This is a genomic window from Gillisia sp. JM1, from assembly GCF_000424645.1.
Taxonomy (GTDB): domain Bacteria; phylum Bacteroidota; class Bacteroidia; order Flavobacteriales; family Flavobacteriaceae; genus Gillisia.
On sequence record NZ_KE384219.1, the window covers coordinates 949460 to 975284 of the forward strand.

The window sequence follows — 25825 nt, forward strand, 5'->3', positions numbered from 1 at the left end:
ATTAAAAAACACTCGGTTTCAATGAGCATAAAGATGACAGGTTTAGGAAGTTTTATTCCGAACTTAAAGAGAAAGAATTCAGACTTTTTGAAACATGAATTTTTGAATTTAGATGGATCAGGTTTTCCTCATGCTAATGAGATAACTATTGAAAAATTTAAAGCGATTACCGGAATTGAAGAAAGAAGGTATCTTGAAGATGACCTAAGCACTTCAGATATGGCAACTGTTGCCGCTCAAAAAGCTATAGAAAATGCCGGTATAGATCCCGAAACATTAGACTATTTGATCGTCGCCCATAACTATGGGGATGTTAGATTTGGAAGTGTCCAGAGCGATACTGTACCTAGTCTTGCCACAAGAGTAAAACATAATCTCAGAATAAAAAATCCAAAATGCGTTGGTTACGATGTGCTTTTTGGTTGCCCAGGCTGGATAGAAGGGGTAATTCAAGCTCAAGCCTTCATTAAAAGTGGGATGGCCAAGAAATGCTTGGTTATTGGAGCTGAAGCACTTTCTAGAGTTGTAGATAATAACGACAGAGATTCTATGATTTTTTCTGATGGTTCTGGAGCTGCGATCTTCGAAGCTTCAGAAGAACCAGGCGGAATCCTTGCTCATAGTTCTGCTACCTATGCATATCAAGATGCGCATCATATCTACTTCGGAAAATCTAATAGAAATGAAGAAGAAGTTGACACGAGATATATTAAAATGAATGGTAGAAAGATCTACGAATTTGCTTTAACACATGTACCTGAAGCTATGAAAGCTTGTTTGGAAGAAAGCGGAAAATCTATTGAAGATGTAAAAAAAGTGTTTTTACATCAGGCTAATGAAAAAATGGATGAAGCTATTATAGCCCGTTTTTACAAGCAATATAAAATGAAAGCTCCAGAGAATGTGATGCCAATGAGTATTCATGAACTTGGAAATAGTAGCGTAGCAACCGTTCCCACACTTTTAGACTTGGTAATTACAGGAAACATTCCAAATCAAGACTTAAAGAAAGGAGACGTTATCATCCTTGCAAGCGTTGGAGCAGGAATGAATATTAATGCACTTGTCTACCAATACTAGAATGTACGAAAATACATTTCCGAATAAACGATTTAAAAAAACATTAGAATTTCTTGAAAATGCTGTCCCAGCTCCTGCAAAGGTTTTAGATCTGGGTGTAGAAAATCCATTTTCTGCTATCATGAAATCTCAAAAGTATGAGGTTACCAATACTACTGGAGAAGATCTAGATCTTCATCCACAAGTCGATCATGAAAATGAATACAATTTAGTAACTGCTTTTGAAATATTTGAGCATTTATTATCTCCGTTTAATTTATTGAAAGATCTTAAAACAACTAAACTTGTTGCCACAGTACCTTTGAAACTTTGGTTTGCCGATGCCTACAGAAGTAAGACCGACATGCGAGATCGACATTATCATGAATTTGAAGATTGGCAATTCGACTGGCTCTTGGAAAAAGCCGGATGGAATATCAAGAAAAGGACAAAATGGACGAATCCTGTACAAAAAATTGGAATTAGGCCACTACTTAGAACCATGACCCCGAGATATTACGCTGTATATGCGGAGCGATAAATTTTATTTTCTGAAAATTTATCCTCACCTTCAATTCTACTAAATTGACTCTGTTATATTTTGAAGATTTACATTGTAATTCCTGCACATAATGAAGCTGAAAATATTGGCTCTACATTACAGTCATTAGTAAACCAGACCTACGCACCAGAAAAAATAGTGGTTGTAGATGATCAATCTAATGATGCCACAGCAGATATAGTTTCAGCATTTAGAGTTAAATCTCCTTTTATCTCATTGCTCTCTATTACCTCAGCGGAAGCCCACCTTCCGGGAAGCAAAGTGGTCAAAGCATTTAATCAAGGACTTAAAACACTCGATGACGATTATGATATCTTATGTAAATTTGATGCTGACCTTATTTTCCCTAATAACTATCTGGAAACAGTAGTTGATCTTTTTAAAAATTCTTCAGAAGTTGGAATTGCAGGAGGATTTTGCAGTATTCAAAAAGATAAAAATTGGGTTTTAGAAAATCTAACCAATAAAGACCATATAAGAGGAGCACTTAAGGCTTATCGTAAAGCTTGTTTTAAGGATATTGGGGGATTAAAACCTGCCATGGGATGGGATACTGCAGATGAGCTCTTAGCTCAATTTCATGGATGGGAAATAAAGACAAATCAAAGTCTTTTGGTAAAACATCTTAAACCTACAGGAAGCATCTATAATAAAGAATCTAAGTATAAACAAGGTGAGGCTTTTTACAAACTTAGATATGGGCTGTTAATTACCTTAATTGCATCTGCGAAGCTAGCCTTTAGAAAAAAAGACTTCAGCCTATTTCAAGATTATATTAGTGGTTATTTTAAAGCTTCAAAACAAAGACAGCCATTTCTCTTATCTCAAGAACAAGGTCGTTTCGCAAGAAACCTTAGATGGAAAAAAATATTGGGAAAAATAATTTAATTCTTTTTCTCTAACACCTCTTCTAAAGGATCTCCTGTTGCCGAGTTTGGAAATGAAATTCCCAATAGCACAGAGATCGTTGGAGCAATGTCTACTACTTCAGATCTTGCTGCCGTGCTCCCATGTTTTATTCCTTTTCCAAAGAAAATTAAAGGTGCGTGAGTGTCGTAAGAAAAGCCACTTCCGTGTGTAGAGCCGGTTGTGGTAGTATAAGAAATCACCGCAGGATCTAACACAAAAACTACATCCCCACTGCGTTTCTGATTGTAACCATTTTGAACCAAGGCTGCAGTTCCAGCAGTAAAACTTCCACTTTCTAACTGAGTTCTAGTAAACACCTTATTTACTTTAGGATATTGTAAAATGAAATGAGCAATGCTTTGTTCCAGGGATATTCTATCTATGTTTGATTGAGCCAAAGTAGTGTAATTAAAAAAAACCTGATAATTTGAAACAGATTCTATGATTCCTCCTTTACTATACTTTTTACCTAGAAACTTATTCAAATCTTCTTCAAATTTAACATCATCAAAATATCCTGAAGGAATCTTAACTGAAGTTAAATAAGTTGGCACATCTACCCCACCGTGATCTGCGGTAAGAAATAAGGTATAGTTTCCTTTTCCAACATTTTTATCTAATTCTGAAAGCAGTCTTGCTAAATCGAGATCTAATCTTAGGTAAGTGTCTTCTATTTCTTTGGAATTTACTCCAAAATTATGGCCTACATAATCTGTACTGGAAAAACTTACCGTTAAAAAATCTGTATATTCATCTTTACCTAATTCCTCACCTTTAATGGCAGCGATTGCAAAATCTGTAGTTAAGGAATTCCCATAAGGCGTAGCTTTCAAAAGGTCATAATTCCCGTTTTCTTTTCCAAGAGCTTGTAAATCGTATGGAAAAGTAGCCGTTTCCTTTCCATTAAATCCAGCTTCAAAAAGGTTCTCATCTATGCCGCTTTCCAAATACGTGTCTAAATCTTGGATTGCGTCCCATGGCTTCATATAAGAAAGTGCCGTTCCAGAAATATTGAAATTTTTAACCCATTTTGGTAGATCCTCCATATAAAAAGTACTACTTATCCATTTTCCCTCTTCTTGTCCATGAAACCAATAAGCAGCATTGGCTGTATGACCCGCTGGCAATATTGCTCCTCTATCTTTTAGGGCTATCCCAATTGTTTTCCCTCGCATTTGAGTAAACAATCTGTTTTCATCTGCAATAGTTGTAGCCAATAATCTATGAGGAGACATTTTCCCTGCGGAAGCAATTGTTCCTAGTGGCTGTACACTTTCATCTGTAACACAATAAATATATTTTTCCTCAAATTTACTATACCAGCTATTACTGATAATTCCATGATTTTGCGGAGTAGTTCCTGTAAAAACTGAAGCATGCCCTGGAGCAGTATAGGTTGGTATATAATTAAAATGATTGTTTTTAAGGTTGAAACCCTCGGCAACTAATCTCTTAAACCCATCATTCCCATATTTATTCCAAAACCTAGTTAGATAGTCATATCTCATCTGGTCTACAACAACACCAACTACTAATTTTGGCTTATCGGGATTAATTGAGTTTTCTAATTTGACTTGAGCTAAAGAGGTAAAAGAGAGAACCAAAATTAAAAGAATCGTGATGGAATATTTCATAAATTAGATGAACTGATGGTAATTATTTCAAAAATACTAAAAGAATTAGTCTTTAAACTTTAATTCTACGTTAAATAGTTTCCTGCTAAATTTTAGTATTTTAGCTTTACAAAAATTCCTTGATGAGCTACGTCCATTCTATTGGTGAATACTTTTTAATGATTAAAGGCGTGTTTGGTAGAATGACCAAACGATCTGTACTTAAAGAATTAATTTTCAAAGAAATCGATGAGCTTATAATTGGTTCCTTGGGAATAGTTGCTTTTATCTCCTTTTTTATTGGTGGCGTTGTTGCTATACAAACGGCTTTAAACCTCAACAATCCTTTGATCCCAAAGACCTTGATAGCTTTTGCTGCAAGGCAATCTATAATTCTTGAATTTGCTCCTACCTTTATCTCTATTATCATGGCAGGTAAAGTGGGCTCTTTTATAACTTCCAGTATTGGATCTATGAGGGTAACAGAGCAAATTGATGCACTTGAAGTGATGGGTATAAATTCTTTGAACTATCTTATATTTCCAAAGATCATTGCAATGCTTACATATCCATTTGTAATTGCAATTTCAATGTTTTTAGGAATTATTGGAGCATACGCAGCGGCAGTGTTTGGAGGTTTTGTAGGGAATGATCTATTTCTTACCGGGCTTCAGGATGGTTTTGAAGGTTTTCATATTGTTTACGCATTTATTAAAACATTCATTTTTGCAATGATCCTTGCAACAATACCTGCATATCATGGTTACTATATGAAAGGTGGAGCATTAGAAGTTGGACATGCAAGTACAACTGCTTTCGTATGGACTAGTGTTGTTCTTATTATTACAAATTATATAGTAACCCAATTATTACTTAGTTAATGATCGAAATAAAGAATCTTCATAAAGGTTTTGGTGGCGAAGAAATTCTAAAAGGAATAGACTACGTTTTTGAAACTGGTAAAACAAACCTCGTTATAGGCCAATCTGGTTCGGGTAAAAGTGTGCTTTTAAAATGTATGCTCGGCTTATTTCAACCCGAAGAAGGAACTATAGAATATGATGGAACAGCATACTCTTCTTTTACAGATGAAGAACAACGTGAGCTGCGGAAAGAAGTAGGAATGTTATTTCAGGGAGGTGCTTTATTTGATTCAATGACAGTGGAGGAGAACGTAATGTTTCCTTTACGAATGTTTACAAAGCAGCGAAAGCGCGAATTAAAAACCAGAGTAGCCGAAGTTTTAAAACGTGTGAATTTAGATGGGAACGAAAATAAATATCCCGCTGAAATAAGTGGTGGTATGCAAAAGCGAGTAGCAATTGCGCGGGCTATTGTAAACAAACCAAAATATTTGTTTTGTGATGAACCCAACTCAGGGTTAGATCCAACAACAGCTACTATTATAGATAAACTTATTCAAGAACTTACCAGAGAAAATAATATAACTACAGTAATTATAACGCACGATATGAACTCTGTGCTAGAAATAGGGGAAAATATTGCATTTTTAAAGGATGGTGTTCTAGCTTGGAAAGGCGATAAATCCCAGATCTTTAAAACAGAAGACAAAACAGTGACCGATTTCGTATACTCTTCAGATCTTTTCAAAAAAGTAAGGGATGCGCAATTAAAAGGGTATTAATTAAGAGATCTAACACTAAGCGTATCTAATTTCAACCTCAGAGTTAACCACTGTTGAATCTTGCCCACCTTTGCGATCTTATCTGCCCTTTTTATTTTCCGATCCCAAGTCACATTGAATGTGGGAATAGTATCTGTTTTCTTGAAATTAGTTGAAATAGTATGTGCATAAGCCAAATTCTCAACCTCCTGATAGTTGATTTTGAGCTCTCTGCTTATCTCTTCAAAAGAAAAATCTTCTTGCTTATATTTCAAAAGTTCATTTTCTAAAAAACTAATTTGGGCATCTTTATTCTCTATCACTTCTTGATTCTTAAGATAAAGTTCTTCTAATATTCCACTTTTAACCTGAGATGACAATAAATGGATATCCCCACCATCGTTTATTCCCTGATGAATGATTAATTTACTGCCTTTTAAAGCTTCGTAATCGTTTAGGCTCTCACGCCAAAATTCAATTGTTCTACTAGGAACCACCTTTCCAATTAGATAGACTTCTATCTTTTTCTTATTAAAATCTTCCTCGTATTTAATAGTTTCTGTACCCTCATACTTGACCACATTTGCTAAATATTCTTCTGTTTTCGATTCAAAAACTTGAATTCTAAGGAGATTGACGAACAAAATAACACTCGGTATCATCACGATTATTGCTACTGCAGTTGCTATTTGTGCAATTCTGCGTCTTTTTTTCTGGTTGGCATATTTCACCAAAGGAAAACCAAGCAGTTTAGAAACCAGAAATGTTGATAAGGCTATAAAAACAGCATTTATCGAAAATAAGTAAAGTGCTCCACTAGCATATTCCAAATTTCCTATTGCCAATCCATAACCTACAGTACAAAGTGGCGGCATCAATGCTGTGGCTATGGCAACTCCAAAAATCACACTTGCAATGGTTCCTTTTTTCGTCTTAGCAACAATCAATGCCAAACCACCAAAAATAGCAACCAAAACGTCTAAAATAGTAGGATACGTACGAGCTAAGATCTCTGGTGATGGATTTTTGATTGGAGATATAAAAAAATAAAAAGTAGCAGTAAGTACACTCAGAAATACCATCACACCAAGGTTGATAAAGGATCTTTTTAACATCCTTACATCGTTAATCGCTACAGAAAGTCCTATCCCTACAATTGGTCCCATTAATGGGGAAATAAGCATCGCACCTATTACCACTGCTGTACTACCAACATTTAGTCCAATAGAGGCTACAAAAATGGAAAAGATAAGGATCCATGCGTTATGCCCTTTAAAGGAAATATCTTTCGTGATAGCTTCTACAGTAGATTCTCTGTCCGTATCCGGCCGAATATCCAATAGTTCAGAAATAAAAACTTTGATATTTTCCCATAGACCTTTAGCCTTAGAGAATTCCGTATCGAAAGTTTCTGATTCTGGAGGGTTGCTTCCTATGTTATCCTGATTTACCATTCTTATCCTAGATTCTCATCAAATTTTGTCATCACCGCATTTCTAATTTCCTTAATTTCTTGTTCTTTTTCTTTGGGTACAATAAGAAGAACATCTTTATCGTCTACTATAATATAATCTTGAAGCCCTTCTAAAACTACAACTTTAGAATTATGAGTGTAGATTATATTTCCACTAGCATCTTGAGGCAGCAATCGCGTATTCACCACGGCATTATTATTTTCATCTTTTGCTAGCTCATCATATAAGGAACCCCAAGTTCCCAAATCGCTCCATTTAAAGGAGGCAGGAATTATATAAACCGAATCTGACTTTTCCATGATTGCATAGTCTATAGAAATATTTTTTGCCTCTGGATAGGTTTCCTTAACAAACTTTTCTTCTTTGGGAGTGTTTAGATGTTCTATTCCTTCATTAAATAGATCGAACATTTCTGGCAAATACGTTTTAAAAGAATCAGCAATAAAAGATGCTTTCCAAATGAAGATTCCGGCATTCCATACGTAATTCCCTTCTTCTAAATACTTTTTAGCATTTCTTAATGTTGGCTTTTCAGTAAAAACCTCCACTTTCTGAAGATCTTTCCCCTCTTCTTTTTCGTATTTTATGTATCCGTAGCCGGTGTTTGGGAAAGTGGGTTTTATTCCCAATGTTACAAGAATATCTTCTTTACTAGCAGCTTTTAAAGCTAAATTTATATCTGCAGCAAAGGCATCTTCATCGTTAATAAAATGATCACTAGGAGCTACAATCATTACAGCATTTAGATTTTTTTTCTTGATCTTCATTGCCGCTAATAAGATACAAGGCGCAGTATTTAGCATTGCTGGCTCCAATATAATTTGCTCCTGAGTTATTTTTGGAAGCTGTTCCTTAATAATATCGTTGTATGCCTCATTACTCAAAATAAGGATATTCTCATAGGGAACTACACTGGTAAGTCTATTAAAAGTGCTTTGCAATAAGGTTTCCCCTAGGCCTAACATATCGTGAAACTGCTTTGGATATTTAGCTGTACTTAAAGGCCAGAATCTGGAACCTACTCCACCAGCCATAATTACCGCATAATAATCTTGATTGTAACTTTTCATTATTTCTTTTCTTTAAAATCTAGCCTGCTATTAACTCAACTTCGGCATTAGGTTGAAATAAATAAATCCTACCGGTATCCATCTCCACACACTCATAGCGTTTTCTTCTCTTAGCACCTTTTTTAAAAACCTTACCGTTATAAATTCTAAACACACCTCCAAGAGGAAGTTCGAAAACATAATTTTTATCATTTTCGGGGTCATAACTTTTAAGGGCTACAGATAATTGGGCGTCGGTATCGCTGCTCGCTTTCGGGTTTTTGAAATGTTTTGCAATTAAAGGTAGTAATTGTACTGGAAATATTTCAGGTCTTATAAATGGTAACATCATTTGCTGAAAGGTGAATTTCCATTCCCTACCATGTGGTTTAATTGTTGTACCAAACCTTTCGAAGGCTAGTAGATGAGCAATTTCATGAACTAAGGTTATTAAAAATCTGAACTTATTTAAATTGGCGTTGATGGTTATTTGATGAACTCCATTTTCTTTCCTTCTGTAATCTCCATGCCTAGTAACCCTTTCATTAACAATCTTTAGATGAATGTTATTTTGCTCAATAAGTTTGAATAATGGAGATACAGCATGACTCGGTAAATATTTTTCAAGAACATCACTCATTTCTTCCTCTTTAAGGGGTGCTATTAGAAACCTGTAAAAGTTTACCGTTATAATATTCTTGAGCAGTAAGACTGAAATCAACGATATACTTAGCCATCTCTTTTGCAGAAACCGGTGCTTTATAACCTGGAAATGCTTCTTCCAACATTTCAGTTTGTACAGCACCTAAAGCCAATACATTAAAAGACGGTCCATTTTCTTTATATTCTTCTGCTAACATCTCTGTTAGAGTTATTAAGGCTCCTTTACTCGAGCTATATGCAGAAAGACCGGGGAATTTCATACTGCCTTGTACTCCGCCCATACTGCTTATATTAACTACATGAGAATTAGAATTCATAACAGGAAGTAATTTTTGAATAAGTCCGGCCACTCCGAAAACATTAGTATCATAAATGGCTTTAAATTCTGCCAAAGATCCTTCAGCAAAGGATTTATTTAAAATTGCTCCTGCATTATTTATTAAAACATCAACATTATTCCAAGTCACTGCAATATGAGCCGCTATTTTTTGAAGCTCCTCTTCCTTAGTAATATCGCAAGCAATTACCTGAACATTCTTCAAATTTAAAGCTTGAAGAGATTCTGATTTCCTGGATAATGCTATTACATGATGACCGGCTTCAGAAAAAATCTTGACCATTTCAAATCCAATTCCTCTACTGGTTCCTGTTATTACAACATGCTTCATTTTTAATTTAATTTTATTTCTTTAGTTGATGTATTTGCCATAGTATATATTCCGGGAATAATAGATTCTATTAGATCTGCCATAAACGGAATATCCATCTTATCTGCTTCATCCTGAACTTGATGGTAATAATTATAATTCGTAAAATCGAAAGTACTAATGGTTTGCGCCGGCACGTTGAATTCTTTGTAGAATGAGTAGTTGTCGCTGCGTTTAAAAAGATTAAATTCCTTTGCTTTCGGCAGAAACCCTAGAACCTTTTCATTAGAATATTCATTGAATTTAGCTGCCAGATTAGATTCTTCAAATCCTGTTAAATACGCCATATGATCTTTTCCAACCATAGGCACTCCAATCATTTCTATATTCAAGTTAACGTATAGATCTAGCTTTTCGTCTTTTAATCTTTTTGCTAAATGCTTGGAACCTAAAAGGCCTTTTTCTTCCGCAGAAAGAAAAACAAAGAGAATACTTCTTTTATTTATTGGTGCAGCTCCAAAGTATTTTGCCAATTCCAGTACTGCAACAGAACCCGCTGCGTTATCATTAGCACCATTTGCTATAGAATCCTTTCCAATTGGAGATAGTAACCCAATATGATCGTAATGGGCACTTATTATTAAGAACTCATTTTTTAAAACTGGATCTGTTCCTTCCTTAAACCCAACAATATTATATCCAATTGCATCTTTAACTTCAAAAGAATCTCTATAAGTTGTAAAATAAGGCTTAATGTTATTCTTTTGGAGGATATCCTGTATATAAACTGCTGCTTTGTTTATCCCTTCGGATCCCGTATTCCGACCTTGTAAATCATTAGATGCTAGAAATTCTATTTCAGATTTAACTGAAGTCTGATCAATTGATGCTTTTGGCGTTTCAATTTTAGCCGGAATAATAACTTTGGATTCTTCTGTAGATTTTTGTGTAAGATTACACGCGGAAAACAACAATAGTAGTCCTAAACAAGCTGTACTTAAATATGTTTTTATCATAGTTATAAAGATAAAAAAATCCCGCAATAGCGCGGGATTTTTAAATAGTATATTCTAAAAAGTCTTTGGATTATGCCAACATAGTTACTGGGTTCTCCAAATATACTTTTAGAGTTTGCAAGAAAGCAGCTCCAGTAGCGCCATCTACAGTTCTATGGTCACACGCCAAAGTAACTTTCATGGTATTCCCTACTACGATCTGTCCGTCTTTCACTACCGGCTTTTCTACAATTGCTCCTACCGAAAGGATTGCAGAATTCGGCTGATTTATGATACTGGTAAATTCAGTGATCCCGAACATTCCAAGATTAGAAACCGTAAAAGTGCTTCCTTCCATCTCTGATGGTTGCAGCTTTTTATTTCGCGATTTTCCTGCAAGGTCTTTTACATGTGCTCCAATTTGAGTCATAGATAATTGATCTGCATATTTTACAACAGGCACAACCAATCCGTCTTCTACAGCTACGGCAACACCCATATGGATATGTTTCGCAATTTTTGTAGCATCTCCAGTCCATTGAGAATTCACTCTAGGATGTTTTCTCAATGCCATCGCAGAAGCTTTGATCACCATATCGTTAAATGATACCTTAACATCTGGAATTTCATTTATCTGTTTTCTGGAAGCGATTGCAGTTTCCATGTTCACTTCTATAGTTAAATAATAGTGAGGCGCAGTAAATTTAGATTCTCCTAAACGCTTTGCAATAGTCTTACGCATCTGAGAATTCTTGATATCCTCAAAAGATTCTTCGCCAGCGGGTGTGTATGTTTGAACTGTTTTTTCTGAAGAAGCCGCAGGACTTTCTGTTTTTGCCGCAGCAGGTTTAGCTGAAGGTTGGAAAGACTCAATATCTTTCTTTACAATTCGTCCATTTTCGCCAGAACCATTAACTTCTGCCAGATCTATTCCTTTGTCTTCGGCAATCTTCTTTGCTAAAGGTGAAGCGAATATTCTACTTCCATCTTTCGCCTCGGTAGTATTCACATTCGATTTTTCTTCTGAAGCATCATTAGCAGAATCCTCTTCCTTAGAAGCAGTTTCCTCTTTTTTACCAGAAGATTTCGACTTAGGTTCCCCGGAAGTAATTCCAGAAATATCTGTTCCTTCAGGACCAATAATAGCTAATAAAGTATCAACTTTTACTGTCTCTCCTTCTTGAACTCCAATTTTCAATAAAGTTCCATTATAAAAAGATTCAAATTCCATAGTAGCTTTGTCGGTTTCGATTTCAGCTAAAATATCTCCTTCTTCTACTTTATCTCCTTCTTTTTTAAGCCAAGAAGCTACTGTACCTTCTTCCATGGTATCACTAAGTCTAGGCATGTTGATCACCTCTACTCCTTCAGGAATTTCATTTGAAGATTCAGACTCTTCACTATTATCATCATCCTCTTTTTCCTTAACCTTCTTAGAATCTGCTTTTGGAGCATCTTTGGATTCATCCTTAGATTCCTTAGCTTTTTCCTTTTTATCGGAAGATTTATTATCCTTCAATAAACTGGAAATATCCTCTCCTTCTTCACCAATAATGGCAAGTAAATTATCTACGGGAGCGGCTTCTCCTTCTTCAATTCCAATATGCAATAATGTCCCTTCGTGAAAAGATTCAAATTCCATAGTAGCTTTATCTGTTTCGATTTCAGCCAAAATATCTCCTTCCTCAACCTTATCTCCAACTTTCTTCAACCATTTAGCAACAACACCTTCTTCCATGGTGTCACTTAAACGTGGCATATTTATTACTTCAGCCATAATTTACTCTACTTTATGTGATAAAAACGGATAATCTTCTTGCTCGTAAACAGCATCATACATCAAGCTTGCGTCTGGATAGTCTGATTCTTCTGCGAATTTTTCACATTCCAGAACCAAATCCTTTACACGCTTGTCTATTTCCTTGATCTCTTTTTCTGTTGCGTATTTTTTATCTTTTATAACCTCTAAAATCTGAGTTATAGGATCTATTTTTTGATATTCGGCAACTTCATCTTTAGTTCTATACTTCTGTGCATCACTCATGGAATGACCTCTATATCTATAGGTTTTCAACTCCAAGAAAGTAGGTCCTTTTCCATCCCTAGCTCTCTTAATAGCTTCATCCATCGCCTCTGCAACCTTAATAGGATTCATAGCATCTACTGGACCACAAGGCATATCATAAGCCAACCCCATTTTCCAGATCTCTGTATTCTTGGAGGTTCTGGCGACGGAAGTTCCCATAGCATACCCATTATTTTCTACACAGAAAACAACTGGTAAATTCCAGTTAACAGCCATGGTTAAAGTTTCATGAAGAGAACCTTGGCGCATAGCACCATCTCCCATAAAAGTTAAGGTAACCGCATCTCTTTTGAAATACTTATCGGCAAAAGCCAATCCAGCTCCTAAAGGGATTTGTCCACCTACAATTCCATGACCACCGTAAAAACGATGTTCTTTGGAAAATATGTGCATAGAACCTCCCAAACCTTGAGAAGTACCTGTTTTTTTACCAAATAGTTCTGCCATCACTCGTTTTGGGTCTACACCCATCCCGATTGGCTGAACGTGGTTTCTATAAGCAGTGATCATCTTATCTTTGGTAAGATCCATTGCATGCAATGATCCGGCTAAAATTGCTTCTTGACCATTATATAGGTGCAAAAAACCTCGTACTTTTTGTTGAATATATACTTGAGCTAATTTATCCTCAAACTTTCTCCAAAAAAGCATATCCTCGTACCACTTCAAATATGTGGCTTTGGTAATTTTCTTCATTTACAAATATATTTAGACCGGACACTGGTTTTTGCCTAGCGGATAACAAAAATACTATTTTCAATAGGAATGAAAAACAGTTTTAATATTAAAAACTACTAAATCGTTATAGATTTGACTTATCAAATGCAAAAGGCAATAAATCTTTCAGAGAATTGGATTTTGCAACCTCACCACTTTCTCCCATAAAATAAATTTCTATAGGTTCATTTTGCTTGACCTCATATTCTGCAATAGCCTGCCTACATGCTCCACAAGGAGGTATTGGATAAGTTACAGCATGATTTAAGGAAGTAGCCGAAATTGCCATTATCTTAATAATAGCTTTAGGGTACTTGGCTCCTGCATAATAGATTGCGGTTCTCTCTGCACACAAACCACTGGGATAAGAGGCATTTTCCTGATTGCTACCGGGAATCACTTCATTATTATCTAAAAGTATGGCAGCACCAACCTGAAATTTTGAATATGGAGCATATGCTTTTTCCCGTGCTTCAACAGCTGTATTCATTAATTTTATAACTTCCACTGGAAGTTCATCTATAGAATCGTAAATCTCTATGGATGTAGAAACAGTAATTAATTTCATTTAAAGTAGTTGATTTTTGTTCGTGATAGTATTGTAACCATTTAAAATAGGCCACGTAACGAACTTCAGGAAATATACAAATTATTAATTATCGTAGAATGTTTCCCCGAAATTAAAGACTAACCCAAACCTTAGCGTTCCCTCTAAAGGGCTTATTTGTCGGGATGTTGAAAACAAGTATGATACATCTATTACAACTGGCGCATATTTAAATCCGGCTCCTATCGCCACAAATTTTCTTGAACCTTTATCATAACTTTCATTAAAATATCCCGATCTCAGTGAGAATTGATCCTGAAAAACATATTCTGCACCCAAGGCCCAGGTAACTTCTTTCAGTTCTTCACTAAACCCATTTGGAGCATCTCCAAAAGATTTGAAAATTCCTTCAATAGAACCAATATTATTATATTCATCTTCATCTGCAACATCAATCTGCCCATCCCCATTAAAATCTTGTGGTGTTGGAACTAATAATTTATTGAATTCAAGATAAGTTCCTAACCTATTAGAAGGGTCAAAAATAAAATCGAATCCTCCTCCAACTTTAAGATTGGTAGGGATAAAATTTTCCTGACCTACTTCATCATATTTAATTTTTGGACCAATATTAGAGATATTTGCTCCTCCTCTAATTTTTCCGTCAAAATTGGAAAATACAATATTTTGACTTTGATAGAATGCAGCTATATCTACACCAAAAGAAGAAGCCGCAGTAGCATCTTCACTATTTACTGCCAACTTAAGATCTGATCTTAAGTAACGTCCTGCAACCGCCATAGAAAAATTATCGGCTAATCGTAAAGAATAAGAAACATCTAAAGTAAATTCGTTCGGACTCAATAATAAAGCTTCATCTCCAAAGTTCTCCTGAGTTTCAATAGATCCCAAACTAAAATATCTTAAACTTGCTGCAACAGCACTTCTATCGTCAAGTCTATTAAAATAGGTAAGGTTCCCCAAAAATATATCATTAACTATACTGCTTAGATAAGGCGTGTAGGATACACCAATACCTTGTTCGCTATTTATAAATGCAAACTTAGCAGGATTCCATTGTTGAGAAAAAGCATCTGCAGAAGTTGCAACTCCCTGATCTCCCATACCAGCTGCTCTAGCATCAGCAGCAATTAACAAGAAAGGTATAGCTGTAGTTATAACCCTATCGCGTTCCTCCTGAGAGAAGACAAGTGCGTTTGACAAAAGGGAAAATCCAAGAAAAAGTATAGTAATTTTTTTCATCACATTAATTAGTCTTTAACAAATATATATTTTTATTTTTGTTAAGAGAAGTTCCTCTCATCAATTTTGCATTGAATTTTAATAGAGTTAGTAAAAACTCAAGGATTCTATTAAAACTACAATTTGCAGTTTTTATTGTATCTACCCACTTGTTTTAATGTGCTTAACTAAAAATATTTCAAACCTGAACTTTTAATCTTACTTTTGTGACAATATTAGATATGTCAAAAAAGTTCTAAGCCTTAAGAATATTAAGTGTTTAGCATATTTTGATTAAGATAAAATAAACTTGTATTTTTCGCGTTAATCACTATATTGCAAGGCCTAAATTACTACACAAACAGAATAAAATATGAGGACTAATGTTGCCTTTAAGACACTATTTGCTATCGCTCTAGGCGCTAGCTTATTTAGTTGTAACAATTCTAGAGATTACAAAAACAACTCACGAGCTACTGGATGGGATATTAATTCTAAAGAAGGTGGTTTCCAATACAAGACAGATTATAAGGAGCAGGAAACTGGCCCTGGACTTGTTTTTGTTGAAGGCGGAACCTTTACAATGGGTAGAGTTCAGGATGACGTTATGCATGACTGGAATAACAGTCCTACTCAGCAACACGTTCAGTCCTTCTACATGGACGAAACTGAAGTCACCAACATCATGTATATGGAATACCTGGATTGGTTGAAAAATGTTTTTCCTCCAAGTGAAGAAAATTATAAAAATATTTATTCTGGTGCTGTACCAGATACTTTGGTATGGAGAAATAGACTAGGTTTCAACGAGACCATGGTAAATAACTACCTACGCCACCCGGCATATTCAAGATATCCTGTAGTTGGAGTAAACTGGATTCAGGCAACTGAATTTAGTAAATGGAGAACCAATAGGGTAAATGAATTACAATTAGAAAATGAAGGCTATACTAAAGAAGGTGCTCGTTATACAGATGTTTCAGCAGGTACTACTTTTGATACAGAAACATATCTTAATGCACCTACCATGGCTTATGGTGGAAACGATAGTATTACACGTGGAGGTAAAAATGCCGATAAATTAGGCACTGCGAAGGATACGAGTAATGCTAAAAACATCTACATCCAACGTAAGGATGGTGTACTATTACCTGAATACAGATTGCCAACTGAAGCGGAATGGGAATATGCAGCTTTAGGATTAGTAGGCATTAGAAATTATAATGTTTACCGTGGTAGAAAAAAATACCCATGGGATGGCCAATATACTCGCTCAGGAGACGTGAAAAGACAAGGAGACCAATTAGCTAACTTCAAACAAGGTGACGGTGATTATGGCGGAATTGCAGGATGGAGTGATGACGGTGCAGATATTACTGCAGAAGTTAAGTCTTACGCAGCAAACGATCATGGTCTTTATGATATGGCCGGAAACGTAGCAGAATGGGTTGCCGATGTTTACAGACCTATTGTAGATGATGAATTTAACGACTTTAATTACTATAGAGGAAATGTTTATACCAAAAATGCTATTAATGATGATGGTACAGTAAAAATTGTTGCGCCAGAAGGTGTAGTATATGATACTTTAAGTAGCGGTAGAATTATGGCTCGTGCCCTTCCTGGAGAAATTGCACAAGTCCCAATTAATGAAAAGGACACTTATCTTAGAACAAACTTTAACGAAAGTGACAATAGAAACTTCCGTGATGGAGATAAAAGTTCCACAAGGTATTACGAGCCCTTCAACGAGATCTCTAATCCATCTAAGAGAATGTATAACTCTCCTCAATTCAGCACAGACACAGATAGTACAGGAAATGTAAAACCTAAATACGACGAAACTAGCAGGACTACTATGATTAGTGATGAAGTTCGTGTATATAAGGGTGGTTCATGGAGAGATAGAGCGTATTGGTTAGACCCTTCCCAAAGAAGATATTTCCCTCAAGATATGGCTACAGACTATATAGGGTTTAGAAATGCAATGTCTAGAGTTGGTTCTAAATCTAAAGACAAAAACAAGACAGCAAGAAATTAATCTCTGCGTCTTTGAATAAAGCGGTTTAAAAAGTTTATTTTTCGTTTATAATAATTGGACACTTAGGTTTCTAATTTATTTTAAAATTTGAAAAACTACTTTTTAAACCGTTTGCTATTTAATATATTTAAGTAATGAATATTGAAACATTACATCAGCTTTTTCTTGAGAGCAAAGGCGTGGCTACAGATACCCGCGCAATTAAAACCAATCAGCTATTTTTCGCATTGAGGGGGGACAATTTTAACGGTAATTTATTTGCTGAAAAAGCACTTTCAAAAGGCGCAGGCTATGCAATTATAGATGAAGAATTAAATAAGCCGAATGATCGTTATATTTTAGTTGAAAATGTCCTAGAGACACTTCAAAAATTAAGCACCTATCACCGGGAATTTTTAAACATTCCAATTCTAGCAATTACAGGAAGTAATGGAAAAACCACCAGTAAGGAATTAATACATGCCGTATTAAAGAAAAAGTTTGAAACGGTAGCTACAGTTGGCAATCTCAACAATCATATAGGGGTTCCTCTCAGCTTACTATCTATGAATTCCAAAACTGAATTTGGAATAGTAGAAATGGGAGCCAACCACATAAAAGAAATCGAAAAATTATGCGAAATAGCAAGACCTAATTTTGGCTATATCACCAATTTCGGGAAAGCACATCTGGAAGGCTTTGGAAGCATAGAAGGAGTGATTTTAGGCAAAAGTGAATTATACAAGTATTTAAAGTCAAATAACGGGAAGCTGTTTTTGAACATTGATGATCCTATTCAGCAAAATCAAACCATCTATAATGATATATTTACTTTCGGAGAATCGGTCGATGCCGACGTTGTAATTAATTATGATAGCACTAATACTTTAGCCGAAGTTCAATACAAGCAAATCAAAATTAAAAGTCAGCTTACAGGTGCCTACAATGCCATAAATATTGCCGCATCTATTTGCGTTGGGCTATACTTCAAAATATCAATAGAAAGAATTCAGAAAGCCATTATCGGCTATCTCCCAAAGAATAACCGCTCTCAAATCGTTAAACTTGGCAGCAACACTTTACTAATGGATGCGTATAACGCAAATCCAACGAGCATGAAAGCTGCATTGGAAAGTTTTAAAGCTAATCCTGCAGAAAATAAAATAGTGATCTTAGGGGATATGTTTGAGCTGGGAACTTCTTCTGAAGAAGAGCATCAAAACATCGTGAATTATCTTGAAAGTATAAATGTGTTACATGCTTATTTAGTAGGAGATAATTTTTATAAAACCACCAGCGCAAGGCATAAAATCACGAAGTTAAAATCATTTTCGGATTTACAATTTAGCTTAGAAACCACAGAATTCAATAATTCCTATATTCTTATTAAGGGCTCAAGAGGTATGGCTCTGGAGCGTGTTTTAGATGTTTTAAAGTCCGCTGTAAAAAAATAATTTAGAGCTTCTATTTTGCTATAAACATCACTTTTATTCAGGGATGAAAATTCATCATTTTACTTTAAAACTTTTAATCAAAGAAACAGGTGCACCGTTTGCGGTAAAACCCTCTATTGAAATTTCGTATTCCCCTGGAACATCTGAAGTGTAAAACAGCACTTCTCCATTAGTAACTTCTGAATAGTCAAAATTTGGCTCCCATAATAATTGTAATCTGAAATCTGGAATACGATTAGAATTTGGTTTATTTTGAGAGTAGTCGGGTTTAAAATAGAACTTTTCTAATTGAGGAATTATCATGCTTTCTTTGGTAATAAAGTCTCCCGTAAATCCTTCCAGAAAATCGTTATCTTTAGTTTGAATAGCGATTATTCCAGTAAAAATCTTAGAACCATAAAAATATTTATCCCTAACTAATTCCACTTCATCTATTTTAAGAGCATCATAGTTTAATAATCGTTCTGTATCCTGTATATAAACTCCATCTACCAATAAAAGAGCAGGTGAAATTAAGTTTTGTGCATTTAATAAAGGATATACCTCAAATACTGCCTCGCCATTTTCACCCTTTCTTATTCTAGCGTTAGTTATTATTTCTATGAAAGTCTCTTGGACCGTCTTGAATCGGGTATAATCATCCAACTTATATGTTTCTACATTTTTTAATCCATAGAAAGGTACACTATGCTGTTTAATCCTAAGAGTATCTGGTTTAGCCGAGTAATAACTATTTTCTATCTGATTATATATACTCCTTTTAACTATTAAATTTCGAAGGTCCTCATTAATTACAAATCCCTCAAACTTCATATTAGCAAAATCAAAATAGGATTCTTGATTCACTTCAATGTCATATTCTTTTCGATTTTCTCCCGTTACCTGAAGGAACATATCATCTCCATAATCACCTTCGTTTAATATAAAATAAAAGTTTCCTTTGCTGTCTGCCTGACTCAATTGAAGTGCAAAATCATCTCCAGGTATAGAAATCGCTATTTTTTCCTGTTGTGCAATTTCTTGCGAATTACTCTTTACTATAATTTTCCCGGAGTAAAGATCGCCCCTTAGATCGGGCAAAAACGTAGAGTCTCTATTTGTATTTCTATTACTAACAAGGTAAGAATCCAAAAAATTAGTTGCGGTTACTCGTTTTGGCAAATCAAGACTATCCTTTTTTCTAACCGATATGGAAAAATTTCCTGTAATTTTGGATATCCTTGAATTCTGAATGCTAAAAGAAACCATATCTCTTTTCCCGTAAGTGGTTCCTTCAGCTAATTCAATTTTAAAATCATCCATATTATCTACAACCTGTAGATATTCTGATACTTTCTTAGTGGTTAAGGTGGAATCAACTGTACTCAGAATGGCTTCTTGATCATTTCTGTAGGGATTAATAATGGTTATATTCCCACTAAAGTAATTTTTACTTCCTCCATTTCGCATCCATTTTGTATAACCTACTATTTTATAGTTCCCAGATTTTAGTGAAGTAGGGATAAAAAAGTCACCTTGTCCCAAACCTCCATCTAGGTTGAGCTTATGCTTTATAACAGATTTACCAGAGCTATCGATAAGTTCTACATAAGCTATTTTACTAATATCACTTAAATTCTTATTTTCTTTGTTTAAAGTGTATAATTTATAATAAAGGTATTCCCCAGGAAAAAGTATTGATGAATTATAATGAATAAAGACTTTTTCCTGAGGAATTTTAGCTTCAAGCTCCGCTAAATTCGTGTCCTGGTTCTGTCCCAAAATTTTAGGGATAGAAAATGTAAAAAGTGCAAATAGATAAATTAATTGTTTCATATATCTTACTTATTCTATCCAAAATTCGGGAACTTCAGTTGTTCCTAATATTCTACAATCTATACAAATAATGTTGGCTACTCTGTACGGACCCTCTCCCTCATCGGAAGGACTGCCCAGACCAGCATCGCCATAATATTGAACTATTCCAGATTCAATAAGTCCAAGTAAAGCAAATGCGTCTGGTCGAGTTATTGAGCAGTCAAATTTTGACCTAGGAAACTCTAAAAGATCAAAAAAATCTGTGAAACTGAAAAACAGTCTCTTGGAATCTACCGCAGAAACTGAAAAATAACCCAAAACTTTTTCGTTTGGATTATCTAAAGAAAACAAATTTCCGTTAATAAATCCTGGTTGATTTTGAGAGAAAAGACTTTCTGAGCCCGATAGTTCCTTTAAAATTTCATAAAATTCATAAGCTTCTCTAGAAAGTGAGTATTGCTTTACCAAAATACTGTATCTATACGCTAAAGCTGTATTACTTTTATCTATAAAATGAACCTGTGCTTTTTCAATATTATTATCTGTAATTAAATTTGTATTGGTCAAAATTATATCGTTAGAAAACTCTGTTCTATAACAAATATTATCTGGTTCTTCTTTCCAGACTACTTCCAGACCGCCGCCTTCTGTTACTATAAGCTTTTTTTGAACGTTATATTGTGATTTAATTTTGTAAGTCTCCTCGAAGGTATAGCGATAATAAATACTGCTAGCGGAAGCATTCCTACTATCTACCAATATTACAATTCCATCCGAATCTAGGCCATCTATTGTTTGAACTGTTCTAATTGCAGAAATATCATCTATGATACTTGTTCCACTCAAAGTACTTGGTTTTGAAGCATAGCTGCTTCCATCTTCGGTCATTATTTCTAAAGAATAATTCACACCAGAAATGGCTCGAAATTGATTGTTAGAATGATATATACCTTCCCCAATTGAGCTGAAGAAATATTCAACACCATCGTCCCCTACAACTTTCACCTTGGCATCATTTTCTGGTGCTGGATTATTTTCTTCTAATCTAAAGGTTCTGGAAAGTTTGATTTCCTGCGTTTCTCGCTGATCTGTAATAGTACCTTCTACTACTAAAGCACTTTCAAAGGTTTTAGTTTCGATATCGTAAGGCTCCACGCAGCTACAAAACAATATAGCCACTAAACTAAAATACCAGCTTATTTTTAAATCTCTATGTTTAATAAAATCCATCATTTAATTAAAACTTAAAATTATATGTAATTGTAGGAATAGGGATAGAAAAAATAGAACTCTGCAAGGCTTCTATTTTCCCATCTTTAGTCACAAAAAATACTGAATAAGGATTATTTCTACCCAAGACATTATAGATTGAAATATTCCAGAAACTATGTGCAAACTTCTTAATTTTATGGTTTCCTTCTACATTAAAGCTTACATCCAGTCGGTAATAATCTGGTATTCTAAATTTATTACGATCACTATAAGTAACGAATTCTGATCCATTAAAATTAAACTTTCCTGTAGGATAAGTTACTGGTCTCCCGGTTTGATATGCAAAATTAGCTGAAAAACTAAAACGTTTAGTGACCTTGTAGTTTGCAACAATGCTAAGATCATGCGGCTTATCAAAATTTGAAGGAAAGTATTCTCCGTTGTTTACAATCTGTTCAGCAAAATCACCATCTAACTTAATTTCAGATTTGGAATACGTATAACCTAGCCAGCCATTCAACCTCCCTTTCGTCTTTTTTACTAAAAATTCTAAACCATAAGATCGCCCTTCCCCCTGTAGCACTTCGGTTTCAACATTTTCATTTAAAAATAAATTAGCTCCAGTTTCAAAATCTAGAATATCATCAGAATTTTTGTAATAACCTTCCACGCTCAATTCGTACATATTATCATAGATATTCTTAAACAGACCCAAAGTATATTGGGTAGCTCTTTGTGGTTCTATATTGGCGTCGGATAATTTATAGATATCAGTTGGTGAAATAGTGGTGTTATTAGACAAAGTGTGAATGTATTGAAAGGTATTACTATAACCGGCTTTTACAGATAAATCTGGTTTCAATAAATATCTGGCCGAAATTCTAGCCTCAGCCCCGTGATAGGTTTCAATAACTTCATTATTATCATATTGCAGAATATCTATGACTGTAGCATCATTTTTAGGCAGACCATCCTGATAAACCCTATTGGTGCTTTCACCCAAAGCGGCATATAAAGAATAACGAACTCCGGCATTTAATGTAAGTTGATCATTTATTCTGAATGAGTCCTCTAAAAAAACTGCCGATTCCAAACCTTTTTCTTCTTGTATACTCAGAGGTTGTATGGGGGAATCTTCACCGAGTGGTTCGATTTCACCTGGTTCTACTAAATATAGCTTACTTGAAATCCCGTAATTAAAGCTATGCTTGGTATTAAGCCTATACTGCATATCAAACTTTACTTCACTCTCGTTAATGCGATAACCAGATCTAAAACTATTTCGCAAATGATTTTCATAATCGATATTAAATTGATAATCGCTATTTGAAAATATCAGACTTCCTGAATGCCTATTATTAAATTTATGATCATATTTAAAAGAAGCAAGTCTGTTGCTATAACTAAAAAGAGAATCTGAACTCACACTAAATTTATCCCGACTATAATATCCGGTAACTTCTAATGAGTTCTTATCATCGAAATTATGATGGTATTTACCCACAAGGTCATAGAAAGATGCTTCACTATTATTTAAGGATTCTTCGTCGAGGTTTCTCAAGATATATTCAGAAAAAGTTCCTCTTCCTCCAATCAAAAGTCCAGATTTCTCATGTACAATAGGAATTTCTAATGCCAAATTCCCAGTTACGGGGCCTATGGAAGCTTCACCCCCAAATTTCTGTGTACTGGCATTTTTAGTATTAATTTCGAAAACAGAGGATAGTCGGCCTCCATATTTAGCAGGAATACTTCCTTTATAAATATTGATTTCGCCAGAGGTAAATGGATTCAAGGCAGAAAATAATCCAAAAAAGTGGGAAGGATTAAAAATTACCCCATTATCTAGTAATATAAGATTTTGATCTGCTTTCCCTCCACGCACATTGTAACCTGCTGCACCTTCTCCTGCAGAGCTAATTCCTGGCAGGGTGGTAGCAACTTTTAAGATATCACGTTCCCCTAAAACCAAAGGAATTGTTTTAATTTCCTCAAACTTAATAGTTTCAGTACCTGCGAGTACTTCTACCACATTTGCATCAGTATTGCTCTCTATATAAACTTCCCCCAATTGCTCATAATTCTCATTCAAGCTTAAATTAAGCTCTCCATTATTATAAATTACTACACGCGTAAGCAAATCTTCCGATCCAAAAGATTGTGTTTCTAACATGTGTGCCCCGGGCGGTAAAATTATTTCATAATAACCTTCATCATCGGTAACTACACCTTTTCCCAAAGCATTAACAAAAAGAGCTAAGCTAGGAATAGGCTTGCCACTTTTCAAATCGGTAACTATACCTTTTAGTGTAAAACTATCTTTTACATTTCCTTTAATCTTTTTTCCTATATTGATTGTTTTAATTCTTTGTTGTTTCTGAGTGCCTTCTCCGTAGAATATAGGATTATCTCTTCGGGTCACATCTTGCGCATTTTCTACTTGAACCACTGTTTGCTTCCTTCCGAAAAAACCGCTGGGAAGTTCATCATAGATTATATTATTCTTTATTAGTACAATTTGATTAATATTAATTATATAAAAATTGAGATCTGTTTTCTTAAGAATATCAGATAAAATCGTATTAACATCCTCATTCTTATAATCACCACTTAATGTGGACCCATCAAACCAGTCCTCTATAAAATAAAAGGAATACGAACTACTTTCTTCTATTTCTAGAATCGCCTCTTTAATGCTAACATTTTTAAACGAAACAGATAAGCTATCCTGTATATTTTGAGCCGTAACAAATTGAAAACAAATCAAAAAAACAAAAAGTAAAATTTTTTTCATGAATTAGTCATTCTTTTAATTTGTAGTAGAGAAAAATAAGTTTTGGATAAACTCTTCAGGATATTGCTTTCTAAGTTTCCTGTTTTTTCTGAAAAATTTTCTAATTGCCGAATCATGATTTGGAAACAGATTTAACCAGTCCGATTTGGAATTAATCTCGCTAAGAGTACCGACTCTTTGAATATAGTATTCTCCTTCTACTGGAATAAATTCATAAAAAAACATCTTCTTTTTTAAGTTGCTTATTCTTTTAAGTTTATGTTTTTTTAATAGTGTAAATTCTTCGTTATCTTCCAAAATCTGATAAAATCCATTAAATTCTGGAGAATTTAATGAAGTGAAATTTGTAAATTCAAACGGTCCGAAAACAAAACCTTCTACCTTCTCTTGAACTGGTTTGAAAGCAATCTTTCCAATATCATTTTTTAAACGAATAATTATTAGGTCCTCAAAAATATTATAATTTAAGTCTACATTGAAATAAGGTTGACCATCAAAAATAACGGTTGAGGACACAAAAGAGTCTTCAAAGAAATATTCATTTTTTTCATTTGAAACTCTATGCCCTTGAATGATTTCTGTACCGTTATAAATTTTTGTGTTTTGTATTCCGACAACCTCGTCGAATAATAGATAATACTCAGAATTATCTTTATGTACTAAATTTTGGCTATAAGACTTCAGACTAAATAGCAGACCTATACAAAAAAAGGAAAGATACGTTATAATAAATTTAAGCATAATATCTATAAACTAGATGTCAGGAAATAACCTAACAGTTTTAAAATGTATTAAATAAAATATTACCTAAAACTACAACATATTTCTTACAAGAGATACCACTCTTAAATGCTGATTTCTAGCGGTTTTCAAACCTAATCGAATTCATATTTTTATAGAATAATCATTAGGTAGCAAAATATATGAGATTTTGGATGCACATATAGCAACTCTTTAAGATGCAAATTATGGATCAAGACCAATTTTTGCATAAACTCAATAATTAGGCTTGATCCTAAAATATATAGATAAAAATACATATCTACAAAATACAAAAAGCCCTCCATAAATGGAAGGCTTTCTTTAGTGGGCAATGAGGGATTCGAACCCCCGACCCTCCCGATTTAAATCGGGATGCTCTAAACCTTTTTTTCTTCAATTAATTTTTCAATCATTAATCTACTTTTCCATTTCTTAATTTGTAGCTCTCTGGCTTGTGCATCTGTTTTTTTTGAAAATTCTTCAGAATAAACAAGAACCCAATCTTTTGCTTTGGAAGTAAACCCTAAATGATTGTATAAGTGAGATTTTAGCCGTTCTTCAATGTTGGAAGTATGACCAACATAGCATTTATTCAATT

The 25825-nt window shown here is 34.5% G+C and carries 22 protein-coding genes; 7 read left to right on the forward strand and 15 right to left on the reverse strand.

Annotation, left to right across the window (positions count from 1 at the left end):
• The first annotated feature begins 21 nt into the window (after positions 1–21).
• The 3 genes from H033_RS0118745 to H033_RS0118755 are packed head-to-tail and all read left to right on the forward strand — an operon-like array spanning position 22 to position 2509.
• Positions 22–1080 (forward strand): 3-oxoacyl-ACP synthase III family protein, encoded by a 1059-nt coding sequence (locus H033_RS0118745; protein ID WP_026839670.1) that lies wholly within the window; start codon positions 22–24, stop codon positions 1078–1080.
• A 1-nt stretch (position 1081) separates the two neighbouring features.
• On the forward strand, positions 1082–1600 hold the full coding sequence (locus H033_RS0118750) for a methyltransferase domain-containing protein (protein WP_026839671.1): 519 nt from the start codon (positions 1082–1084) through the stop codon (positions 1598–1600).
• Positions 1601–1660: 60 nt separating this feature from the next.
• Positions 1661–2509, forward strand: coding sequence for a glycosyltransferase (locus tag H033_RS0118755; RefSeq protein ID WP_026839672.1), 849 nt, complete (start codon positions 1661–1663; stop codon positions 2507–2509).
• On the opposite strand, the gene pafA is transcribed toward H033_RS0118755, so the two are convergent.
• Positions 2506–4164: an alkaline phosphatase PafA gene (pafA, locus tag H033_RS0118760; RefSeq protein WP_026839673.1), complete on the reverse strand. Its 1659-nt coding sequence runs from the start codon at positions 4162–4164 to the stop codon at positions 2506–2508. The genes H033_RS0118755 and pafA overlap by 4 nt on opposite strands.
• Positions 4165–4286: 122 nt before the next feature.
• On the opposite strand from pafA, the gene H033_RS0118765 reads away from it, so the two are divergent.
• Positions 4287–5024: an MlaE family ABC transporter permease gene (locus H033_RS0118765; protein WP_026839674.1), complete on the forward strand. Its 738-nt coding sequence runs from the start codon at positions 4287–4289 to the stop codon at positions 5022–5024.
• A complete protein-coding gene (locus H033_RS0118770; protein WP_026839675.1) occupies positions 5024–5788 on the forward strand; it encodes an ABC transporter ATP-binding protein in 765 nt (254 codons plus the stop codon). Before H033_RS0118765 ends, H033_RS0118770 begins: the two co-directional genes overlap by 1 nt.
• On the opposite strand, the gene H033_RS0118775 is transcribed toward H033_RS0118770, so the two are convergent.
• The 9 genes from H033_RS0118775 to porV all read right to left on the reverse strand — a co-directional run bounded on the left by H033_RS0118775 (position 5785) and on the right by porV (position 15209).
• Complete coding sequence (locus H033_RS0118775) at positions 5785–7221, reverse strand: DUF389 domain-containing protein (RefSeq protein WP_026839676.1); 1437 nt, start codon at positions 7219–7221, stop codon at positions 5785–5787. The genes H033_RS0118770 and H033_RS0118775 overlap by 4 nt on opposite strands.
• Before the next feature lie 2 nt (positions 7222–7223).
• Positions 7224–8312 carry a mannose-1-phosphate guanylyltransferase gene (locus tag H033_RS0118780; protein ID WP_026839677.1) on the reverse strand — a complete coding sequence of 363 codons (1089 nt, stop codon included), beginning with the start codon at positions 8310–8312 and terminating at the stop codon, positions 7224–7226.
• 19 nt (positions 8313–8331) lie between these two features.
• A complete protein-coding gene (locus tag H033_RS0118785) occupies positions 8332–8931 on the reverse strand; it encodes a SprT-like domain-containing protein (RefSeq protein WP_026839678.1) in 600 nt (199 codons plus the stop codon).
• 10 nt (positions 8932–8941) lie between these two features.
• Positions 8942–9622: an SDR family NAD(P)-dependent oxidoreductase gene (locus tag H033_RS0118790; RefSeq protein WP_026839679.1), complete on the reverse strand. Its 681-nt coding sequence runs from the start codon at positions 9620–9622 to the stop codon at positions 8942–8944.
• Positions 9623–9624: 2 nt separating this feature from the next.
• Positions 9625–10617, reverse strand: a complete 993-nt coding sequence (locus H033_RS0118795; protein ID WP_034886456.1) for a M28 family metallopeptidase — start codon at positions 10615–10617, stop codon at positions 9625–9627.
• Between the two features lie 70 nt (positions 10618–10687).
• Positions 10688–12373 (reverse strand): pyruvate dehydrogenase complex dihydrolipoamide acetyltransferase, encoded by a 1686-nt coding sequence (locus H033_RS0118800; protein ID WP_026839681.1) that lies wholly within the window; start codon positions 12371–12373, stop codon positions 10688–10690.
• A 3-nt stretch (positions 12374–12376) separates the two neighbouring features.
• Positions 12377–13378, reverse strand: a complete 1002-nt coding sequence (pdhA, locus tag H033_RS0118805) for a pyruvate dehydrogenase (acetyl-transferring) E1 component subunit alpha (RefSeq protein WP_026839682.1) — start codon at positions 13376–13378, stop codon at positions 12377–12379.
• 106 nt (positions 13379–13484) lie between these two features.
• On the reverse strand, positions 13485–13967 hold the full coding sequence (gene cdd, locus H033_RS0118810; protein ID WP_026839683.1) for a cytidine deaminase: 483 nt from the start codon (positions 13965–13967) through the stop codon (positions 13485–13487).
• 84 nt (positions 13968–14051) lie between these two features.
• Entirely contained in the window at positions 14052–15209 is a 1158-nt protein-coding gene (gene porV, locus H033_RS0118815; RefSeq protein WP_026839684.1) for a type IX secretion system outer membrane channel protein PorV, read from the reverse strand.
• Positions 15210–15561: 352 nt separating this feature from the next.
• Between porV and gldJ the strand changes: the two genes are divergently transcribed.
• Together gldJ and H033_RS0118825 are read left to right on the forward strand one after the other, a co-directional pair.
• Positions 15562–17229 carry a gliding motility lipoprotein GldJ gene (gene gldJ / locus H033_RS0118820; RefSeq protein ID WP_026839685.1) on the forward strand — a complete coding sequence of 556 codons (1668 nt, stop codon included), beginning with the start codon at positions 15562–15564 and terminating at the stop codon, positions 17227–17229.
• A gap of 134 nt (positions 17230–17363) precedes the next feature.
• On the forward strand, positions 17364–18662 hold the full coding sequence (locus tag H033_RS0118825) for a UDP-N-acetylmuramoyl-tripeptide--D-alanyl-D-alanine ligase (protein ID WP_026839686.1): 1299 nt from the start codon (positions 17364–17366) through the stop codon (positions 18660–18662).
• 54 nt (positions 18663–18716) lie between these two features.
• Here H033_RS0118825 and H033_RS0118830 read toward each other — a convergent pair whose 3' ends face one another.
• The 5 genes from H033_RS0118830 to H033_RS0118850 all read right to left on the reverse strand — a co-directional run bounded on the left by H033_RS0118830 (position 18717) and on the right by H033_RS0118850 (position 25823).
• Complete coding sequence (locus H033_RS0118830; protein ID WP_026839687.1) at positions 18717–20477, reverse strand: hypothetical protein; 1761 nt, start codon at positions 20475–20477, stop codon at positions 18717–18719.
• Between the two features lie 9 nt (positions 20478–20486).
• On the reverse strand, positions 20487–21692 hold the full coding sequence (locus tag H033_RS0118835) for a DUF4249 domain-containing protein (RefSeq protein WP_026839688.1): 1206 nt from the start codon (positions 21690–21692) through the stop codon (positions 20487–20489).
• A 4-nt stretch (positions 21693–21696) separates the two neighbouring features.
• Entirely contained in the window at positions 21697–24465 is a 2769-nt protein-coding gene (locus H033_RS0118840) for a TonB-dependent receptor domain-containing protein (protein ID WP_026839689.1), read from the reverse strand.
• 15 nt (positions 24466–24480) lie between these two features.
• Positions 24481–25206, reverse strand: coding sequence for a hypothetical protein (locus H033_RS0118845; RefSeq protein WP_026839690.1), 726 nt, complete (start codon positions 25204–25206; stop codon positions 24481–24483).
• 398 nt (positions 25207–25604) lie between these two features.
• Complete coding sequence (locus H033_RS0118850; RefSeq protein ID WP_231367661.1) at positions 25605–25823, reverse strand: GIY-YIG nuclease family protein; 219 nt, start codon at positions 25821–25823, stop codon at positions 25605–25607.
• Positions 25824–25825: the final 2 nt, after the last annotated feature.

What these genes read in the sequence shown, in the direction of transcription:
- H033_RS0118835 (WP_026839688.1), bottom strand. Translation starts at nt 21,692, where the DNA reads ATGATGGATTTTATTAAACATAGAGATTTAAAAATAAGCTGGTATTTT.
- H033_RS0118775 (WP_026839676.1), bottom strand. Translation starts at nt 7,221, where the DNA reads ATGGTAAATCAGGATAACATAGGAAGCAACCCTCCAGAATCAGAAACT.
- H033_RS0118790 (WP_026839679.1), bottom strand. Translation starts at nt 9,622, where the DNA reads ATGAAGCATGTTGTAATAACAGGAACCAGTAGAGGAATTGGATTTGAA.
- H033_RS0118765 (WP_026839674.1), top strand. Translation starts at nt 4,287, where the DNA reads ATGAGCTACGTCCATTCTATTGGTGAATACTTTTTAATGATTAAAGGC.
- H033_RS0118825 (WP_026839686.1), top strand. Translation starts at nt 17,364, where the DNA reads ATGAATATTGAAACATTACATCAGCTTTTTCTTGAGAGCAAAGGCGTG.
- H033_RS0118770 (WP_026839675.1), top strand. Translation starts at nt 5,024, where the DNA reads ATGATCGAAATAAAGAATCTTCATAAAGGTTTTGGTGGCGAAGAAATT.
- H033_RS0118840 (WP_026839689.1), bottom strand. Translation starts at nt 24,465, where the DNA reads ATGAAAAAAATTTTACTTTTTGTTTTTTTGATTTGTTTTCAATTTGTT.
- pdhA (WP_026839682.1), bottom strand. Translation starts at nt 13,378, where the DNA reads ATGAAGAAAATTACCAAAGCCACATATTTGAAGTGGTACGAGGATATG.
- H033_RS0118830 (WP_026839687.1), bottom strand. Translation starts at nt 20,477, where the DNA reads ATGAAACAATTAATTTATCTATTTGCACTTTTTACATTTTCTATCCCT.
- H033_RS0118795 (WP_034886456.1), bottom strand. Translation starts at nt 10,617, where the DNA reads ATGATAAAAACATATTTAAGTACAGCTTGTTTAGGACTACTATTGTTG.
- cdd (WP_026839683.1), bottom strand. Translation starts at nt 13,967, where the DNA reads ATGAAATTAATTACTGTTTCTACATCCATAGAGATTTACGATTCTATA.
- H033_RS0118750 (WP_026839671.1), top strand. Translation starts at nt 1,082, where the DNA reads ATGTACGAAAATACATTTCCGAATAAACGATTTAAAAAAACATTAGAA.
- H033_RS0118800 (WP_026839681.1), bottom strand. Translation starts at nt 12,373, where the DNA reads ATGGCTGAAGTAATAAATATGCCACGTTTAAGTGACACCATGGAAGAA.
- H033_RS0118785 (WP_026839678.1), bottom strand. Translation starts at nt 8,931, where the DNA reads ATGAGTGATGTTCTTGAAAAATATTTACCGAGTCATGCTGTATCTCCA.
- H033_RS0118780 (WP_026839677.1), bottom strand. Translation starts at nt 8,312, where the DNA reads ATGAAAAGTTACAATCAAGATTATTATGCGGTAATTATGGCTGGTGGA.
- H033_RS0118845 (WP_026839690.1), bottom strand. Translation starts at nt 25,206, where the DNA reads ATGCTTAAATTTATTATAACGTATCTTTCCTTTTTTTGTATAGGTCTG.
- H033_RS0118745 (WP_026839670.1), top strand. Translation starts at nt 22, where the DNA reads ATGAGCATAAAGATGACAGGTTTAGGAAGTTTTATTCCGAACTTAAAG.
- pafA (WP_026839673.1), bottom strand. Translation starts at nt 4,164, where the DNA reads ATGAAATATTCCATCACGATTCTTTTAATTTTGGTTCTCTCTTTTACC.
- gldJ (WP_026839685.1), top strand. Translation starts at nt 15,562, where the DNA reads ATGAGGACTAATGTTGCCTTTAAGACACTATTTGCTATCGCTCTAGGC.
- porV (WP_026839684.1), bottom strand. Translation starts at nt 15,209, where the DNA reads ATGAAAAAAATTACTATACTTTTTCTTGGATTTTCCCTTTTGTCAAAC.